Consider the following 16,189-nt stretch of genomic DNA (forward strand, 5'->3'; position numbering starts at 1 on the left):
GCTCAACGCGCTTGAACACCGACTAGCTCGTCGCGCTTGGCGTCACCGTGGCGTGGTCGCTCTGGCCACAAAACGCGGGACTTTTCACGCCGAGCCGTAAGTTCGGTCGCGGGCAAGCCGCGATCGCAGTTGGCCGATCATCTGTGATCGGCGACATCACTTCCGCAGTTGGTGGGCGCAAGGCTTTCCTGAATTGCCCGTAGTTATGGGATTGGGTAGGCGCCGGGCTCACCCCGACAGCCTGATCTGACCGAGATGTGGCCCCCGGGCCGCCCGCACGCCAGGTCCGGGAACCAGCGGCTCAGTTTGCGACGTGCTCGAGCACCGCTGCGGCGGCGCCGGTCATGAGGCTGTCCCACGGATGCGACCAGTGGATTACGAACTCGCTGATCCCTGCCTGCTCAGGGTTATTGTCAAAACGGGTCCTCCATCTCAGTGCAGTAGTCTGGGCCGATCTCTCGCGATTCGCCACGGGTTGGCGTGGACTATCCCGGCTCTGATGCCGCGCTGCGCGCGTGGTTCCCGACTGACGCAGCCTGTCTGGACTATCTCGACTGGCTGCGCTGGCCTGAGGGGTTTCGCTGTCCGATCTGTCGCGGTGAGCAGGCGTGGAAGCTCGATGATGGCCGCTGGTCCTGTGGGCGCTGTGGTCGTCGTGTGTCCGCTACGGCGAACACGATCTTTCACGGAACGCGTACGCCGCTGACGGTGTGGTTCGCGGCGGGCTGGATGATGGTCAGCGGGAAGCATGGGATCTCCGCACTCGGACTCAAGCGGACCCTCGCGATCGGGTCCGAGCAAACGGCGTGGGCGATGCTTTACCGCTACCGGACAGCGATGGTGCGCCCGGGACGCGAGCGGCTGGGAGGTGTCGTGGAGGTCGACGAAACGGTGTTCGGCGCCCCAGCGCCGGGTCGTCGTGGCCGCGGCGCAGCAGGCAAGACGATCGTGGAGATCGCTGTGGAGCAAGGCGATCGCGGCATCGGGCGCTGTCGCATGCACGTGATCGAGAAGATCGACACCGCCGCGATCAGAGAGTTCCTGCTGGCCCATGTCGAACCTGGAGCGATCGTCCTGACTGACGGGCTCAAAAGTTACGGGCCAGCCTGCGGCGGCGACTATGAGCATCGCCCTGAGCCGGTCGGGCCCTCAGGCATGCAAGCCCACGAGCTGCTGCCAGCCGTACATCGTGTCGCAGCGCTGGCCAAACGCTGGCTGCTTGGTACACATCAGGGCGCCGTCAAGCCAGAGCACCTACAGGCCTACCTCGACGAGTTCACATTCCGCTTCAACCGTCGTCACTCACGCTCGCGCGGGATGCTGTTCTATCGGCTCCTCGAACACGCCGTGCAGAGCGAACGCCGCACCTACCGCTCCCTCACCGCCGACAGCACCGCGGGCACACGACGGTCGCCAACCCCGCCACCCGCTGACAAGCGCGTCAGGCCACCGAGCCTCGCCGGCGTCCCGCTCGACCGCCCATGGCGACCCGAACGCTAAACGTGCTGCAAATCGCGAGGTTACTGCACTGACTCGGGTTTCGCACTTTTGCGGCGCGGGGCGGCTTAGCGCGTAGCTGGCGGGGGTGATCACGGGCCGGCTGTAGCGGGGGTGGTGGCGGTCGTTGGCGAGAGGGTGGAGAAGGAGCATCGGCGGCTTGCGCGAAAGCGGTTGCTGTCAACATAACCCGTCCGTCGCGGCCAAGGGGAGGCACGCTGCGCGGCTTCTCTTGGAGGCTGCCGCCGATGCTCTGCGTCCCATCTTCGCTGAACGAGCTGCTTGTCCTGTTTGAGTCGTGTTTCACCCGTCCGACGTTTGAGACGTTCTGTGCGCTGGTGGTGGGGCAGGTCTCCCAGACCCGGTTGCGGTGCGTGACCGGGATGCTGGTCGGCGCGCGCTTGTCCGGGGTGTGGCATCACGCCCGCTGCCATCGGTTCTTCGCAAACGCCCGTTGGTCAGCGGATGAGCTCGGGTTGCGGTTGGCGGTGCTGATCGTTGAGCGCTTCACAGAACCGGGTGCGAGCGTGCTGGTCGCGGTCGATGACACGCTGCTGAAACGCAGGGGACGCCGGATCCACGGCACCTTTTGGCATCATGACGCGACCGCCAACAGCCGCTCAGGCTCGGTCGCCTGGGGGAACAACTGGGTGTGCGCCGGGATCTGTGTCAAGCTGCCGTTTCTGGAGCGCACGGTCTGTTTGCCGGTTCTGTTCCGGTTGTGGCAGCCGCGGCGCAAACAGTTTGTCCAGCAGCACAAGCCCGATCCTGAGCGGCCCGGGAAGGTCACGCTGGCCAGGGAGCTTGTCTGCCTGCTTGCCACCCGGCTACCCGGCCGGATGATCGACGTGGTCGGTGACAGCGCCTACATCAGCCAGGCGTGGCGTGGCGTTGGGGATCATGTGAGGATCACCAGCCGCCTGCGTGTGAACGCCACGCTCTATGCCCCCGCGCCGCCACGCACCGGCAAACGCGGCCGGCCACGCGAATGGGGAGAGCGGCTCGCAACGCTCAAGCAGCTCGCAACCAGCCCGGCCACCAAGTGGGCTCAAGCGACCGTCCGGCGCTACAACAAAACCGAGACCCTCCAGCTGGCCGAGATCAACTGCCTATGGGAGCCGCTGGGTTCTGAGACCCCCGTCCGGGTGATCCTCGTCAAAGACCCCGCCAAGCCCTCCGGCTACCAGATCGCGTTGATCACCACCGACCCGAGCGCCACGCCCGCGCAGATCGTTGAGCGCTACGCAGACCGCTGGCCGATCGAAGTCGCCTTCCAGGACGGCAAAGAGATCTTCGGGATCGGCGATGCCCGCAACCGGACCGAGAAAGCCGTGCAACGGACCGTCCCATTCCAGTTCCTGGCGATGGACCTCACGACCATCTGGTACGCCATTTACGGACATCACCCCGACATCGTCACAGAGCACCGCGCCCGCGCCCCCTGGTATGTCTCCAAGACCACCCCATCATTCCAGGACATGCTCGCCAAGCTACGACGAGTGATCATCGCCACCCAATTTCAGCCACAACAGGCCCGAACGCCCACAACCCGAGAAATCAGCGCAGTCCAGCAAGCATGGGCAGCCGCCGGCCTATGAACTGCGAAACCCGAGGCACTGAGATGGAGGACCCGTTTGTCAAATGTTGTGTATGAGCGATGACGAGATGATCAGGCGGTGACCCCTCGGCCTGCTGTCCGTCGTCTCCGTGGTTGTCGTTGTCTGTGACCCGGATGCCGTCCTTGAACCTGGCGCCGTCGAGCACGTCAGCGACGAGCTCGTGGCCGTTGAACCTGCGCCAGCGTTCCTGCGCGGTGGCCAGTAGCTTGTAGGCCATCGCGAGCGCGGCTGTCTTGGAGCCCGCGCCCTTGGTGACCCGGGTGTGCAGCCGAACCGTGGCAAACGCGCTCTCGATCGGGTTGGTGGTCCGCAGGTGGCGCCAGTGCTCGGCGGGGCAGTCATAGAGCGCGGTCAGATCTGTCCAGTCACGATCGAGCTTGGCAAGCGCCTTGGGATGCTTGGCGCCGTATTCCTTCCGGAAGATCTCGAGCGCGCCGCGGGCGTCGTTGCGTGTCGGGGCCGCGATGATCTCGTCCAGGTGCTGCTTGGCCTTGGACTGCATGCGCTTGGGGAAGCAGTCGATGATGTTCCCCGACGCGTGAAACCAGCAGCGCTGCTCTGAGGCGCCGGGGTAGACGTCTCTGAGCGCAGCCCACGCACCCAACGCGCCGTCGCAGACGACGAGCAAGAGATGCGGGCGCTGATCGCCCAGCTGACCGACAGCGGCTACCACTCAGCGGCCGCGTGCCTGGCCGACGACCTGGCCGCGCTGCTGGTCCGCCTGAAGTACCCGCTCAGGCACCGCCGCAAGCGGCGGTCAACGAACCCGCTCGAGCGCTCACTCGGCGAAGTCCGCCGCCGCACCAACCTCATCGGCCGGTTCCCCGGCGAGAGCAGCTGCCTGCCGCTGTGCCGGGCAGTGCTCGACCTGATCATCACCCAGTCCACCAAGGTGGTGTCCACCGACCTCGAGCACCAAGCGCTCAAGCGCCTCAAAGACAGGCACCCCGTCCCCGGCCCCGAGGAGGTGGCTGCCGCCTGAGATAAAACCCAGGTAAGCAACGGAGCCTACGCCGTCACGAATCTACAGCGGCACAGGGACGCCACCGACGGGTGGATCGTGGCCTCAAACTTCAACGACGAGGCGCTTGGCAGCTTCACCCCGAGACATAGGCACTCGTCACACCTCTTCTACCGCCTCGACCGAGCCCGCGACCGGGAAGCGTTTGCCACCGGACGCGCCAGCGTCGCGGCGGAGCGCCGCGACGAAAGCTCCAAACAAAGGCGCCCAAGGCGGCGCACATGGACCAACTGACACAAATTAGTTACGAATGAGTCTTGTTTGCCCACACCCCGCGGCTCATGCTTCTGGCATGCAACCGATCGATCGTCGAGAGCTCGCTGAGCGCCGGATGCTGGCGCTGTTGGAGGACAGCGGGCTACCGCTGCCAGACGAGGTGCAACATGGGACCGATTGCGTTCGCTTCCTCTGGCTTGACCGACGGGTCGCTGTGGTCGTTGAGCTCGACGAGGAGTTCGAGGCCGCTGACGCCAATGGCGCCAACACGCGGGAGGGCATCACGGCGTGAGGTGAACCGCGCCGCCCGTCCGCACCTCTCCCCCCAAGGCTGGTCAGCAGCCGCCGCCACCGGCGGCGGCTGCGCCGCCGGCCGAGTCCGCCTGAACGGACGGCGGCAGCACCGCATGGCAGTAGCGGTACTGCTCGTGGAAGCCGAGACTGCGATAGAGCGCAATGCCAGCGGTGTTCGCGCCGAACACCTGAAGGTAGGTCAGCGGCGCTGCGTGCTGCGCGAGCATGCCCCGCACAAGCCATTTGCCGACCCCTCGGCGACGCCATTCGGGTGCCACAGCGATGCAGTAGAGGCCGACGATGCCGTCAAGCTCGACGCTGATCCCCACCGCCCGGCCGGGCGCGTGGGCAAAGCGCGCGGTCCCGGCCATCTTCTGAAACACGGTCTGCACGTGCGCATCGGCATCGGGACGGGGGTCGCAGTGCGTCCACGTCGAGACCCACTCAGGTGTGGGAGAGTCAGTCACCGTCAGCGCGAGGCCCTCATCACCGACGAGGTCGGCCAACCCTGACCCGAATGGCGCCACGCCGGCCAACCCGGCGGCGATCTGCGCGGTGTCGCCGGTCATGACCACCACAGGCTGCTGAACCACCCATCCGCGCGCGCCCAGCTCGCGGAGCAGCAGGGGGTGGCTTGAGAGAGGACTCACCTGGACCCCACAGGCGATCCCGTGCTCGCTGGCAAAGGCAGCGGCCGCGGCCAGGCCGCGCTCATAGGCGTCAAGCGAAAGCGGGCGCGCCGGCGTCAGCGCGTGGTTTGAACGTCCGCGTCCTTCGAGGCCCGGGGTCGCGCGCAGCGCCCACCCTTCAGAGGTGGTCTCGTGGACCTCGGCCGGCCAGGCGTGCAAGCAGTGCTCTTCCACCGCTTCGACCAGCTCAAGGCCGGTTGGGGCAGGACCGACCGTCACCGCTGGCTTGTCCGCAACACGGCGTCCAGCAGGCCCGGGAAGGATGCCTCGAGCGCCTCGACCTCCAAGCGGTTGAAACGGCACTTGCCGTCGGCGCGCTGTGATACCACGCCCGCCTCGCGCAGCACGCGAAAGTGGTGCGAGCAGGTTGACTTGGCGACCGTGACATCCAGGCTGTTGCAGGTGTGTTCGGCGCCATCAGCGAGCTGGGAGACGATGCTCAACCGCACCGGGTCACTCAGTGCGTGCAGCACGGCGGGCAGGCTGAGCGGCCCAACGGCTCCAACCTCAGCCGGATCCGCGACGGCAAGGCTCACGATTCGCCCAGCTCGGACGTTTCATCATGCGCAGGCCGCATATCACGATCATAGTACGACAAGCGTCGAACGGTGCGCTATAGTTCGATGCTCGTCGTACTGAACGCGCAGTGGTGAGCACATGAACTTGGCGGTAGTGCTCAACAAGCGCAGGCGCTCCTGGGCCGCGGTGGTCCCGGAGTGCGGCGAGCTCGCGGGCTGGAGAGGGTCTGAAAACGCGCCTAACACGGAGACCAATCGATGACCGAAACCCTGAAGTCAAAAGCCACGCCGCATCTGACCGCAACGCTGATCCTCGCCTGCCTAGCCCAGTTCATGGTGGTGTTGGACGTCTCGGTTGTCAACGTCGCGCTGCCATCGATGAAGCATGCGCTGGACTTCTCTGAGTCCGGGCTGCAATGGGTCGTCAACGCCTACACCGTGACCTTTGCCGGGTTCCTGCTGCTCGGCGGGCGGGCCGCCGACCTGTTGGGCCGCCGCAAGGTGTTCGTGGCGGGACTCCTCCTGTTTGCGCTCGCGTCGCTGGCGGGCGGTCTTGCGGACACCCGCTCGATGCTGATCGGCGCGCGGCTCGTGCAGGGCCTCGGCGGCGCCATCGTGGCGCCAGCTTCACTTTCGATTCTGACCAGCACCTTCACCGAGCCCAAGGAGCGTCACCGCGCCGTTGGCCTGTGGGGCGCGATGGGCGGCGCGGGAGGCGCGGCGGGCGTGTTGGCAGGAGGCGTGATCACCGACCTGCTGGACTGGCGCTGGATCCTCTTCATCAACCTGCCGATCGGCCTGGCCACCGCGTACTTCTCGCTGCGCATGCTGGCCGAGGGACGCAACGAGAACGCCATGCGCAACTTCGACCTCGGTGGCGCACTGACCGCAACGCTTGGCCTCTCGGCGCTGGTCTACGGGATCGTTCGAACGAACACGTCCGGCTGGGGTAACCCGACGACGATCGTTGCGATCGCCACCGGGCTCGGCCTGCTGGCCCTGTTCCTGCTGATCGAGGGCCGCTTCGCCAAGGCACCGCTGATGCCCCTGCGCCTGTTTCGCTCGCGACAGCTGTCGGCGGCAAACCTGGTCATCGGGCTGGTTGGTGCTTCGACCTTTGCGATGTGGTTCTTCCTGTCTCTCTACCTGCAGGAGGTGCTCGGCTACTCACCGATCAAGACCGGTCTGGTGTTCCTGCCGATGACGCTTGCGATCGTCGTGGGCTCGACGATCGCCTCGCGGGTCACGATGCGCTTCGGCGCCAAGCGGCTTTTGCTGATCGGCATGACGGTGCTGGCCGTTGGCATGTTCTCGCTGAGCGACATCGGCGTGCGGGGCAACTACCTGGGTGAGCTGCTGATTCCGGGTCTGCTCACCTCCTTTGCGATGCCCTTCGCCTTCATACCTGGCACGATCGCCGCCACCTCAGGGGTCGCGCCACACGAGGCCGGGCTGGCCTCAGCCGTCGCCAACACGGCACGGCTGTTCGGCGGCGCCCTTGGACTGGCGATCCTTGCGACGATCGCGACGTCCCGGTCGACGGCGCTGCTGCACCACCCAACGGCAACCACGCACGTCGCCGCAGCGGCACTCGTCGGCGGCTTCAAGCTGGCGTTCGTGGTCGCCGGCGGGATCGCCGCAGCCGGAATCCTCGTCTCGCTGTTCGGCATGCCAGCCACGCGCCACAGCGAGGCGCTCACGCCGCAGACCCTCGCGATCGCGGAGATCTGAGCGACCGAAACGCGAGTTAGACGAAAATGCGTGGCATGGCACGCATTTTCGTCACTCGCGAGCTCCCCGGAGCAGCGCTCGCGCGGCTCAAGGGAAGCCACGACACAACCGTCTGGCCGGGGCAGCTTCCCCCCAGCTACGAGCAGCTGCGCGAGCATTCAGCCGAAGCCGACGCCCTGCTGACCCTGCTCACCGACCGGATCGACGCGCAGCTCATCGCGGGTGCGCCGAAGCTCCGGGTGATCGCCAATTACGCCGTTGGCTACGACAACATCGACGTGGCGGCCGCCGGCGCTCGCGGGATCCAGGTTGGCAACACGCCCGACGCGCTGACCGACGCTACCGCAGACCTGACCTTCGCGCTGCTGATGGCGGCGGCCCGCCGGATCACCGAGGCGGCTGCGTTCGCGCGCAACGGGCAGTGGCAGACGTGGGAGCCAGCCGGCTTCCTCGGCGCAGACGTGCACGGCGCAACGCTCGGAATCATCGGGCTCGGCCGTATCGGGCAAGCGGTGGCACGCCGCGCCGCCGGTTTCGGGATGGAGGTCCTGACCACAGAGACCCGCGACCAGCACAACCTCGAGCATCTGCTCAGAAGATCTGACTTCGTCTCGATCCACCTGCCGCTGACTGACGGCACGCGCAAGCTGATCGGCGCGCAGGCGTTCGCGCTGATGAAGCCGACCGCGATTCTCGTCAACACCGCGCGCGGCGCGATCGTCGACCGCGACGCGCTTGCCAAGGCGCTGCACACCGGCCAGCTCGCCGGCGCAGCCCTGGACGTCACAGACCCGGAGCCGCTTGCCGCAGACGATCCCCTGTGGAGCGCCCCGAACCTGCTGGTCGTCCCTCACATCGGCTCTGCCACCTGGTCGGCGCGTGAGCGCATGACCGAGATGGCGGTCGAGAACATCCTGGCCGGGCTGGCGGGCACGCCACTCCCCTACCCGGTGCCGGCCTGAGCCGGACGCAGACCATGCGGATCGCCGTAGTCGACATCGGCACCAACACCACCAGGCTCTATGTGGCGGAGGTGACCGACGGCCGCTTCACCAGAGAGCTTGAGCGCGAAAGCCGGGTAACCCGCCTCGGCGCCGGGGTCGACGCCACCGGCCAGCTTGCAGAGGCGGCGCTCGAGCGCGAGTTCGCGGTGCTTGATGAGTTTCACGCGCTGATCGAGGAGTACGGCCATGACCGCGCCGTCGCGGTGATGACCAGTGCGGTCCGGGACGCGACCAACGGCCGCGAGTTCGCTCGTGAGGTTTCAGCCCACTACGGACTCGAGGCGCATGTGCTGTCCGGCGAAGAGGAGGCGCAGCTCACCTACCGTGGCGCCACCGACGAGCTCGATCCCGATCCCGACGACCGCGGTACGCTCGTCTTCGACATCGGCGGCGGCTCAACCGAGCTCGTGATCGGCCACGGCCCAGAGCCGGACTTTCACGTCTCGACGCAGGTTGGCGTCGTGCGCCAGGCCGACCGCCACATCCACACCGACCCACCAACCACACAGCAGTTGCAGGCGGTCGCAGACGATGCCAGGGCGGCCCTGGAGCTGGCCGTGCCCGATGCCCGCCGGACCCGCCCCGGACGAGCCATCGGCGTGGCGGGAACACCCACCTCGCTGGCGGCTATCGCCCAGCGCCTTGAGCCCTACGACCCGTCGCGCGTGCACGGCTACAGGCTCAGCGCCAGCGAGCGCGATGCGATCCTCTCAAGGCTGGCGGCGATGCCGCTGCGGGAGCGCAAGCAGGTGCCCGGGCTGCACCCCGACCGAGCGGTCGCGATTCTCCCCGGAATCGTGATCCTCACAGAGATCATGCGGCTGTTCGCGCTCGACGAGATCGAAGTCTCTGAGCACGACATCCTGCGCGGCGCGGCGCTTCGCTACGCGACCCGCTGAACGGCCACGCTCCTGCCGGGGGTCCCGCTGGACCCCCGGCAGGCCAAAGGTTTTCGCCGGGCCGCCCGTCACGGGCGTAGACTCCGCGAGGTCGGTTTCACCGGATCGAGGTATCACGTGCCCGGGGCACCCCCAGCGAAGCGACATCCGTACGACCAGTGGTCGCCTGACACGCGTGCGCTCGATTTGGTGGGGGACAAGTGGACGCTGCTGATCGTGCGCGACCTGACCACGGGGCCGCGGCGGTTCGTGGAACTGCAGCGAGTGCTGCCCGGCATCTCAACCGAGCAGCTGCGCTCGCGCCTGAACCGCATGGTCGCCGACGGCCTGCTGACCCGAACCCGCTACCGCGAGGTACCGCCGCGCGTCGACTACGAGCTCACCCCACGCGCGCGCGAGCTGCTGCCCGTGCTGGCGCAGCTGGCGATCTGGGGCCTTACGTGGGCCTGGAGCGAGCCGCGCGACCAGGAGCGCGTCGACATCGGCGCGATTCTGCGCCTGCTGCCGGGGCTGGTCGACGCCCATGAGCACCCGGGGGTCGTGGAATGCGTCGTCACCGATGGCGCCAGGGACGGCGGTGCCTTTCACGCAACGCTGACGCTTACGGCCGCAGCCTGCACCATGGAGGAGCGACCGGCCGTCGCCCCGACCGCCCGCATCTCGGGCGACAAAGACGCCTGGATCGCCGCCCTGTCCCCGGGCGGCAGCCCAAGCGCGCTGCGCGTGAGCGGCGAGCGGCCTCTCGCCGAGCAGCTGCTGACCGCGCTGAGCACTCACCGCCGCGCCGCGCCCGAGACGGTGGCAGAGGACGACGCCAACACCGGCAGGTGAGTACCCGGGGCGGGGATCGAACCCGCAGCTCCCTCGCGGGAAGCGGTTTTTAAGACCGCCGACTTTGCCAATTTGTCTACCCGGGCCAGGCTGGCTGGAGGCTGATCTTACGGGACCCACGACCCGCAGCCACGCGCATGCTCGCCCCACCGAATTGCGGCGGGGTGCCCCCGGCTTTAGCCGTGGGGAGGGATAGCCGCAACGCCCCCGTGAGGGGCGTTCAGACGTGACGTTGGTTCTCGATGTACTGCTTGATTTGCGCGAGTGGCGCTCCGCCAACGGTGGCGACGAAGTAGCTGTTGGTCCAGAGGGTTTGGATGCGGCGGCGGAGCGAGGGGTACTCGGCTCGTAAGTGATGCGACGAGCGGCCTTTCATCAACCGGATTAGCTTGGCTACTCCGAACTGGGGATCGACCTGTACGAGTACATGAACGTGGTCGGGCATGACCTCGGCTTCGATGATCGTGGAGCCGGTGTCGGCAGCGACCTCCCGGAGCACTTCGAGTAGGCGTGCGTCGATAGGGCCGGGATCATCCGGTTGCGGAGGATTGTTGACCGCCGGGTCGAGGCTCGTAAGCACCCTGCGCCGGTACTTAGAGCACCAGACAACGTGGTAGGTGCAGCGATGCACGATGTTGTTATTCCGGCCTGGCTTACCCATGTCAGCTAGTTCTATCAGGACAGCGTGATAGAACTAGCTGACATGAAGGTTCGATACACGTACCGGGTTCGCGTAAGCCGCGCGAGTGTCCGGCTGCTTGAGGCTGAGTGGGACGCCTGCCGGTGGGTGTGGAACCAGTGTGTCGAACTGGACTCAAAGAGTCGTCGCGCGAGCGTGGCACGCCCCCAGAACGGTGACCTCGACCGGCTGCTGACGGCCTGGCGGGCCGAACACGAGTGGCTGCGGGCGTGCTCACAGAACGCGCAGCAACAAACGATCCGGGATTTCTGTCAGGCCAGAGCGGACGCGCGGGCGATCCGCAAGCGCGGCGGCCGGCGCGGCGACCGGAGGTTCCGGTCCCGGCGGCGGGCGCTACCAACACTGAACTTCACGCGATCTGGCCCGTTCCGCCTCAGGGACGGCCGCTTGCTGTTGCCGCACGGGATTGTGCTCAGGCCCGTGTGGTCGCGCGAGCTGCCGAGTGACCCGTCGAGCGTACGTATTTTCCGTGACGCACTCGGGCGCTGGCATGCGAGCTTCGTGGTCGAGCGCGAGGCCGATCCGCTGCCCGCAACCGGCCGTGCCGTCGGCGTTGACTGGGGCGTCAAGGCAGTAGCGGCCACCACAGATCAGCAGTTCGACTTGCCGCACACGCCGCACCGTGACCGCGCCCAGCGGGCGTTGGCGAGGCGTCAGCGACAGATGGCTCGCCGCCGTCCAGCGCCCGGACGGGCCGCCTCGAAGGGCTACAAGGCAGCGAAGCGACGAGCCGCCCGCGAGCACGCGCAGCTCAAGGCGCGACGGCAAGATGAGGCCCGTAAGTGGGCCGTCCGGCTGGTGCGCGAGTTCGACCAGATCGCGGTCGAGGACTTCAAGCCGCTGTTCATGTTCGGCGGAACGCTCGCGGCTCGTGCTGCCAGCGCGCGTACGGCGGCGGCCCGGCGGGCGTTGGAGGACGCCGCCGCGAAACACGGTCGCGAACTCATGGTCGTCCCGGCCGCCGGGACGACTCAGACGTGTAGCTCATGCGGTGCGAGAGCCAAGCACCACCTCACCCTCTCGGATCGCACCTTCGAGTGCGATTCCTGTGGCTTCGTCGCAGACCGAGACATGAACGCCGCCCGCAACGTGGCGGCCAGGGCCGGTTTCGACCCTGCTGGTGCTGATCGCGTAAGACAAGGGGTTTCCCTTGCAGCGTGAGCCAGGAATCCCCCGCCTTCAGGCGTGGGGAGGACTCAAAAAGTGGACATCAAGGGCTCACATGACCGACACGCAACCGCAACTTCCCCGCTGCTAGGTTGTTGCAATGGGGCTAGAGACTGAAATGGACGTTTCTGCGCTCAGATACACGCGGGGGGGCGGCGGCACGTACGTCCGCTCTCCGCTGCTACGACTGCAGTCAGACGAGCGGCTGGTAACCCTCACTCGCCGCGGCAACCAGGCGGCCTTCGAGGTGCTCGTCGGGCGCTACCAGACGCGTCTGCTGTCGTTCTGCAGGCACATGCTGGGCTCACGCGAGGACGCTGAGGATGTACTGCAGGACGTGTTGACCGCCTCCTACAGCGCCATGCTCGCCGACGATCGCGCGATCGCTGTGCGCCCCTGGCTCTACCGAATCGCACGCAACCGCTGCCTGAATCACCTGCGGCGCGCACGCGCCGTCGGCGTGGATTCGATGGACGTCCACTTCGCCGAACACGGCGCAACCACAGCCGATAAGGCACACGAGCGCGAGGAGTTTCGCGAGCTGCTAGAGGACATCCGTGACCTGCCCGAGACGCAGCGCACGGCCCTCGTGCTGCGCGAGATGGAGGCGCTCTCCTACGAGCAGATTGCCGTGGCGATGGATACCACGATCCCCAGCGTGAAGTCGCTGCTGGTCCGCGCGCGGGTTTCGTTGACCGAGGCCGCCGAGGCCCGGCTGCTGAGCTGCGACCAGGTGCGTGAAGAGCTCGTTGAGGAGGCTGAAGGGCTCCGCGCCAAACGCGGCGCGGCCGTCAGACGCCACGTGAAGCACTGCGAGCGCTGCCGGGTCTTCCAGCGCGAGCTGCGCAGAACCGACCGTGTGCTTGCCGCACTGGCGCCGGTCGGACTTTTGACGCTGGCACGCAAGCTGCTCTTCGCCCACGCGCTCACCCACTCGGCCGGCTCGGCCGGCGTCGCCAGCGCCACCGGCGTCGGTGGAGCCTCCGCCGGCCTGCTCGGTGCCGGTGCCGCGGCGACGAAGGCGGCAGCAGGCCTGGCAGCGGCAGCGATCCTCACCGTCGGCACAGTGGCCGTCAGCCAGGGTGTCCAAGCACACGCGAGCGGCCCGAGCTCCAAGGTGCTCGTCGCACGCGCGCTTGACACGGGCTTGCGCGGCGCGCTCGGCGGCGGCGCGTCGGTCGGGATCGCCGACGCCATCCCAGCCTTGGCGGCGCTCCCCCCCGCGGCCACGTTGCGGCAACCTGCGGCCCAGATCGGCAGCGTCGCTGCCGCCATCACCGGCACCCCGGCCACTCGACTGGCCGCCGGCCCGAGTACGCCACGCCGTCACCGCAACGCCCGAGACCAGCGCCCGGCGTCGCACAGGTAGAACTCGACAGAACGCGGCCGCAGCCAGCCGCGCGCGCCTTCAGTTGTCCGACGAGCCCGTCTTGCCGGTGGTGGATCGGCTCGAGGAGTCAGTCGACGAGCTGCCATCGGCGGAGCCCTTGCTCGCAGTATCCGTGGAGCTGCTTGCGGACTGAGAGGAGCTCTCGCCGGTGCCACCCGTCGAGCCTGAACCGGCCAGCGGGCTGACTGTTGGCGCACCGGTCGAAGCGTCTGAGCCGGCGGATGTGGCCGACTGGCTGCCATCCGCAGACCTGGAGCTGCCTGTGGCAGTCGCACCGCCGTCGCCTGAACTCGGCCCGCGTGAGCCACCAGGTCCGGTGAGGGCACGCTCGGCACGGTCGCCCAGCTCAGCGTGGTGCGCGACCGACTCGAGCAGGTCAGAGCCCGACACGGTCACGCCAGAGTCCTCCAGCTTGTGCGTTGTCAGCTCCGGCTCGGCCCCGGCCAGCAGAGCCAGCGACCCGGCGCCAGCCACACCACCCCGCGCGGATGACAGGCCGAGAGCACCGCCCGAGAGCCGGCCAACGGAAGCCCCGTCGGGGCTGGTCGTCAAACCAGGGCTCGCGAGGGGCGGGGCGGTACCGCCTGAAAGTGGGCTGTGACCAACCAGATGGGGTAGCGCGAGCGTGCCGGCCGCGCCGGCCGCCAACAGCACGGCACCGCCGCGCACCAGATTGCTCGCTCCGCGCTGGCTCAGCAGAGTCTGCGTTAAGCTCGAGCCGTTGGCGCGGAGGAGCGCTCGCGTGAGCCGTTCGGCAGGACCGAGGCGGGGTCGCAGCAGCCAGGTGACCAGCGGCAGCGGCATGACCGCGCTGAACGCCATGCGCACAGAGTCGCGCGCACGGTAGACGAGCTGACGCACCGCGCCTTCGCTGACCCCGAGCTCAGCGGCGATCTCACGCCGGGACTGCTGGCCGAACTCGGTCGCGATCAGCGCTTCGCGCTGGCGCTCAGGCAGGGACGCGATCTCGGAGAGCACCTCGCGTGCAAGGTCACGGTTGACCAGCTGCTCGACAACCAGCTCGGCTCCCGCCAGCTCCTCGCCCAATGGCTCAGCCCCTGGCCGCCGCCGTGCCTGCGTGATTACGGCGTGGCGCACGATCTGATGCAGCCACGCACGCGGGTGCCGCACCTGCACCCCGCCGCGCAGCGCCTTCCAGGCGCTCAGCAGCGTGTCCTGAACCGCGTCCTCAGCGTTGTCCTGCGCCCCAGCCCTGACGGCAGCGCGGATCAGCTCCGCCCGGTGACGGTCAGCCAGAACCGCGAATGCCCGCTCATCACCAGCGCCGACGAGCGCACAGAGGCGCTCGTCGGTCTGACTGCCGAGGATCAGGCCGTAAAGCCGTCCGTCACTCTTCATCTCGGACCCTCGCCCGAGGATAGAGCAGGATCATTGACCGTTCAGTTATCGCCGCCCCCAGCCGGGGTCGTCGTTGGGGGCACTGTCGCGGTGCTCGTCGTCGACTGCTCGGTGCCTGTCTGCGACGTGACCGGGCCGTCACCAGAGGACTGGCCGTCGCTCGAGGACTGGCCGTCGCTCGAGGACTGGCCGTCGCTCGAGGACTGGCCGTCGCCCACGGACTGATTGTCCCCGCTCTGGACGCTGTCCGGGCTGTCGACGCTGTCGTTCTGCACGCCCTGCTGGTCGGTTTGATCCCCAGCCGCCTGCTGGCTCTGGTCGCCCGAGGAGCCCACCAGCGTGTAGGTTCCGCCAGCCCCGGTGGCCGCGGTCAGCTCGACCTCCTGGCCGAGGCTGAACAGCGAGATGCTCAGCGTGCTGGGTATGGAGACCGTGATCGAACCACTGGTCGTGCTGTTGTCGGTGGCCGAGATCGTGATCGAGTTGGTGGCTGGATCAATGCCCAGCACGATCCCCTCCAGGTTGACGTTCGTGGCCTGCGCCGTCTGGGTGACGCCGGTGGCCGCGACCGACCCCTGATCATCGACGCTGGCCGAGACCGTGTCCACCGACCCAACCGACGGTGAGGCTCCGGCCGCCGAGGCGATCCCGGCCCTGCGAGTGCCACGGTGGACGAGCATCGAGACACCAGGGGCGGAGAGCACAAAGCTGTGGCTGCGCCGATCGACGAACGTGACCACACCGCGCATCCGCACCTGGGCGCTGTGCCGGGATGCGTCCGTTCGCACCCGCTCGAGCGCATATGTGCCGTTGCGCAGGCGGCGGATGGCCACCGTGACGGCGCTCGCAAGCGCCGGTCTGCGGGCGGCGTGGATCGCGTAGAGCTCACCACGTGCGTCCACAACCACGAACGAATGTGCTCGCCGGTTCTCGTGCACCACGGTGCCGCGCACGATCTGAGCACGAGCGTGCGCGCGCACGCCCCCGGCCGCCGCCACGCCAGCCAAGCCAAAGCCGGCGGCGCCCGCCACCACGCCGAGCGTCAGCCCGCGGGCAAGTGAACGTGAGTTGGGTCTGGGGAACATCGCGTCTCCTTCGGTTGGCCGCTTACATCGCGTTAGACGTGCGTCCAGCCGAAAGGTCACGCAGAGACTCAACGAACGTACGAGTGCTACCCGGGCCGGCGCGTGGCCGGCACACCCCCCGGCAGCGAGCCAGAGCGCACCGCGCTCACGCGCTGCATACCATGGGCCC

The 16,189-nt window shown here is 67.7% G+C and carries 16 protein-coding genes and 1 tRNA gene; 10 read left to right on the forward strand and 7 right to left on the reverse strand.

Going from position 1 to position 16,189, the window contains the following annotated elements; all coding sequences use genetic code 11:
- Positions 1 to 453 precede the first annotated feature (453 nt).
- Together M3M54_RS06465 and M3M54_RS06470 are read left to right on the forward strand one after the other, a co-directional pair.
- Positions 454 to 1,500 (forward strand): IS1595 family transposase, encoded by a 1,047-nt coding sequence (locus tag M3M54_RS06465; protein WP_371878650.1) that lies wholly within the window; start codon positions 454 to 456, stop codon positions 1,498 to 1,500.
- Between the two features lie 245 nt (positions 1,501 to 1,745).
- The gene (locus M3M54_RS06470; protein ID WP_249019087.1) at positions 1,746 to 3,095 is read left to right on the forward strand and encodes a transposase; all 1,350 of its coding nucleotides are present in this window, start codon (positions 1,746 to 1,748) and stop codon (positions 3,093 to 3,095) included.
- On the opposite strand, the gene M3M54_RS06475 is transcribed toward M3M54_RS06470, so the two are convergent.
- The gene (locus M3M54_RS06475) at positions 3,055 to 3,744 is read right to left on the reverse strand and encodes a transposase (RefSeq protein ID WP_249021363.1); all 690 of its coding nucleotides are present in this window, start codon (positions 3,742 to 3,744) and stop codon (positions 3,055 to 3,057) included. The two genes, M3M54_RS06470 and M3M54_RS06475, sit on opposite strands and share 41 nt — an antisense overlap.
- Positions 3,745 to 3,747: 3 nt before the next feature.
- Between M3M54_RS06475 and M3M54_RS06480 the strand changes: the two genes are divergently transcribed.
- Both M3M54_RS06480 and M3M54_RS06485 read left to right on the forward strand, forming a co-directional pair.
- A complete protein-coding gene (locus M3M54_RS06480) occupies positions 3,748 to 4,098 on the forward strand; it encodes a transposase (RefSeq protein ID WP_249021364.1) in 351 nt (116 codons plus the stop codon).
- A gap of 331 nt (positions 4,099 to 4,429) precedes the next feature.
- Entirely contained in the window at positions 4,430 to 4,645 is a 216-nt protein-coding gene (locus M3M54_RS06485) for a hypothetical protein (protein WP_249021365.1), read from the forward strand.
- A 43-nt stretch (positions 4,646 to 4,688) separates the two neighbouring features.
- Here the strand turns inward: M3M54_RS06485 and M3M54_RS06490 are convergent, their stop codons facing one another.
- Positions 4,689 to 5,555: an N-acetyltransferase gene (locus M3M54_RS06490; protein ID WP_249021366.1), complete on the reverse strand. Its 867-nt coding sequence runs from the start codon at positions 5,553 to 5,555 to the stop codon at positions 4,689 to 4,691.
- Positions 5,552 to 5,872, reverse strand: coding sequence for a helix-turn-helix transcriptional regulator (locus M3M54_RS06495; RefSeq protein WP_249021367.1), 321 nt, complete (start codon positions 5,870 to 5,872; stop codon positions 5,552 to 5,554). The genes M3M54_RS06490 and M3M54_RS06495 overlap by 4 nt, the downstream gene beginning before the upstream one ends.
- Before the next feature lie 240 nt (positions 5,873 to 6,112).
- Between M3M54_RS06495 and M3M54_RS06500 the strand changes: the two genes are divergently transcribed.
- The 4 genes from M3M54_RS06500 (at position 6,113) to M3M54_RS06515 (ending at position 10,319) form a co-directional block, all read left to right on the forward strand.
- Positions 6,113 to 7,585 carry an MFS transporter gene (locus tag M3M54_RS06500; RefSeq protein ID WP_249021368.1) on the forward strand — a complete coding sequence of 491 codons (1,473 nt, stop codon included), beginning with the start codon at positions 6,113 to 6,115 and terminating at the stop codon, positions 7,583 to 7,585.
- Between the two features lie 35 nt (positions 7,586 to 7,620).
- On the forward strand, positions 7,621 to 8,547 hold the full coding sequence (locus M3M54_RS06505; protein WP_249021369.1) for a D-glycerate dehydrogenase: 927 nt from the start codon (positions 7,621 to 7,623) through the stop codon (positions 8,545 to 8,547).
- Positions 8,548 to 8,561: 14 nt separating this feature from the next.
- Positions 8,562 to 9,488: a Ppx/GppA phosphatase family protein gene (locus M3M54_RS06510; RefSeq protein ID WP_249021370.1), complete on the forward strand. Its 927-nt coding sequence runs from the start codon at positions 8,562 to 8,564 to the stop codon at positions 9,486 to 9,488.
- A gap of 189 nt (positions 9,489 to 9,677) precedes the next feature.
- The gene (locus M3M54_RS06515) at positions 9,678 to 10,319 is read left to right on the forward strand and encodes a helix-turn-helix domain-containing protein (protein WP_249021371.1); all 642 of its coding nucleotides are present in this window, start codon (positions 9,678 to 9,680) and stop codon (positions 10,317 to 10,319) included.
- A gap of 1 nt (position 10,320) precedes the next feature.
- On the opposite strand, the gene M3M54_RS06520 is transcribed toward M3M54_RS06515, so the two are convergent.
- A tRNA-Leu gene (locus M3M54_RS06520) sits at positions 10,321 to 10,405 on the reverse strand.
- Between the two features lie 134 nt (positions 10,406 to 10,539).
- Positions 10,540 to 10,980, reverse strand: coding sequence for an IS200/IS605 family transposase (gene tnpA, locus M3M54_RS06525; RefSeq protein WP_249021372.1), 441 nt, complete (start codon positions 10,978 to 10,980; stop codon positions 10,540 to 10,542).
- Between the two features lie 42 nt (positions 10,981 to 11,022).
- Here tnpA and M3M54_RS06530 point away from each other — a divergent pair, with 42 nt between their 5' ends.
- Positions 11,023 to 12,180 carry an RNA-guided endonuclease TnpB family protein gene (locus M3M54_RS06530; protein WP_249021373.1) on the forward strand — a complete coding sequence of 386 codons (1,158 nt, stop codon included), beginning with the start codon at positions 11,023 to 11,025 and terminating at the stop codon, positions 12,178 to 12,180.
- A 124-nt stretch (positions 12,181 to 12,304) separates the two neighbouring features.
- Positions 12,305 to 13,555 carry an RNA polymerase sigma factor gene (locus M3M54_RS06535; protein WP_249021374.1) on the forward strand — a complete coding sequence of 417 codons (1,251 nt, stop codon included), beginning with the start codon at positions 12,305 to 12,307 and terminating at the stop codon, positions 13,553 to 13,555.
- A gap of 39 nt (positions 13,556 to 13,594) precedes the next feature.
- On the opposite strand, the gene M3M54_RS06540 is transcribed toward M3M54_RS06535, so the two are convergent.
- Positions 13,595 to 14,935, reverse strand: coding sequence for a sigma-70 family RNA polymerase sigma factor (locus M3M54_RS06540; protein ID WP_249021375.1), 1,341 nt, complete (start codon positions 14,933 to 14,935; stop codon positions 13,595 to 13,597).
- Between the two features lie 41 nt (positions 14,936 to 14,976).
- Entirely contained in the window at positions 14,977 to 16,020 is a 1,044-nt protein-coding gene (locus tag M3M54_RS06545) for a hypothetical protein (RefSeq protein ID WP_249021376.1), read from the reverse strand.
- Positions 16,021 to 16,189 lie beyond the last annotated feature (169 nt).

It is taken from the genome of Conexibacter sp. S30A1, assembly GCF_023330665.1.
In the GTDB taxonomy this organism is placed as follows: Bacteria; Actinomycetota; Thermoleophilia; order Solirubrobacterales; family Solirubrobacteraceae; genus Palsa-465.

Bases quoted from the DNA above. Each gene is read 5' to 3' on its own strand.
- M3M54_RS06485 (WP_249021365.1), top strand. From the start codon at position 4,430: ATGCAACCGATCGATCGTCGAGAGCTCGCTGAGCGCCGGATGCTGGCG.
- M3M54_RS06540 (WP_249021375.1), bottom strand. From the start codon at position 14,935: ATGAAGAGTGACGGACGGCTTTACGGCCTGATCCTCGGCAGTCAGACC.
- M3M54_RS06545 (WP_249021376.1), bottom strand. From the start codon at position 16,020: ATGTTCCCCAGACCCAACTCACGTTCACTTGCCCGCGGGCTGACGCTC.
- M3M54_RS06500 (WP_249021368.1), top strand. From the start codon at position 6,113: ATGACCGAAACCCTGAAGTCAAAAGCCACGCCGCATCTGACCGCAACG.
- M3M54_RS06470 (WP_249019087.1), top strand. From the start codon at position 1,746: ATGCTCTGCGTCCCATCTTCGCTGAACGAGCTGCTTGTCCTGTTTGAG.
- M3M54_RS06480 (WP_249021364.1), top strand. From the start codon at position 3,748: ATGCGGGCGCTGATCGCCCAGCTGACCGACAGCGGCTACCACTCAGCG.
- tnpA (WP_249021372.1), bottom strand. From the start codon at position 10,980: ATGGGTAAGCCAGGCCGGAATAACAACATCGTGCATCGCTGCACCTAC.
- M3M54_RS06530 (WP_249021373.1), top strand. From the start codon at position 11,023: ATGAAGGTTCGATACACGTACCGGGTTCGCGTAAGCCGCGCGAGTGTC.
- M3M54_RS06505 (WP_249021369.1), top strand. From the start codon at position 7,621: ATGGCACGCATTTTCGTCACTCGCGAGCTCCCCGGAGCAGCGCTCGCG.
- M3M54_RS06535 (WP_249021374.1), top strand. From the start codon at position 12,305: ATGGACGTTTCTGCGCTCAGATACACGCGGGGGGGCGGCGGCACGTAC.
- M3M54_RS06510 (WP_249021370.1), top strand. From the start codon at position 8,562: ATGCGGATCGCCGTAGTCGACATCGGCACCAACACCACCAGGCTCTAT.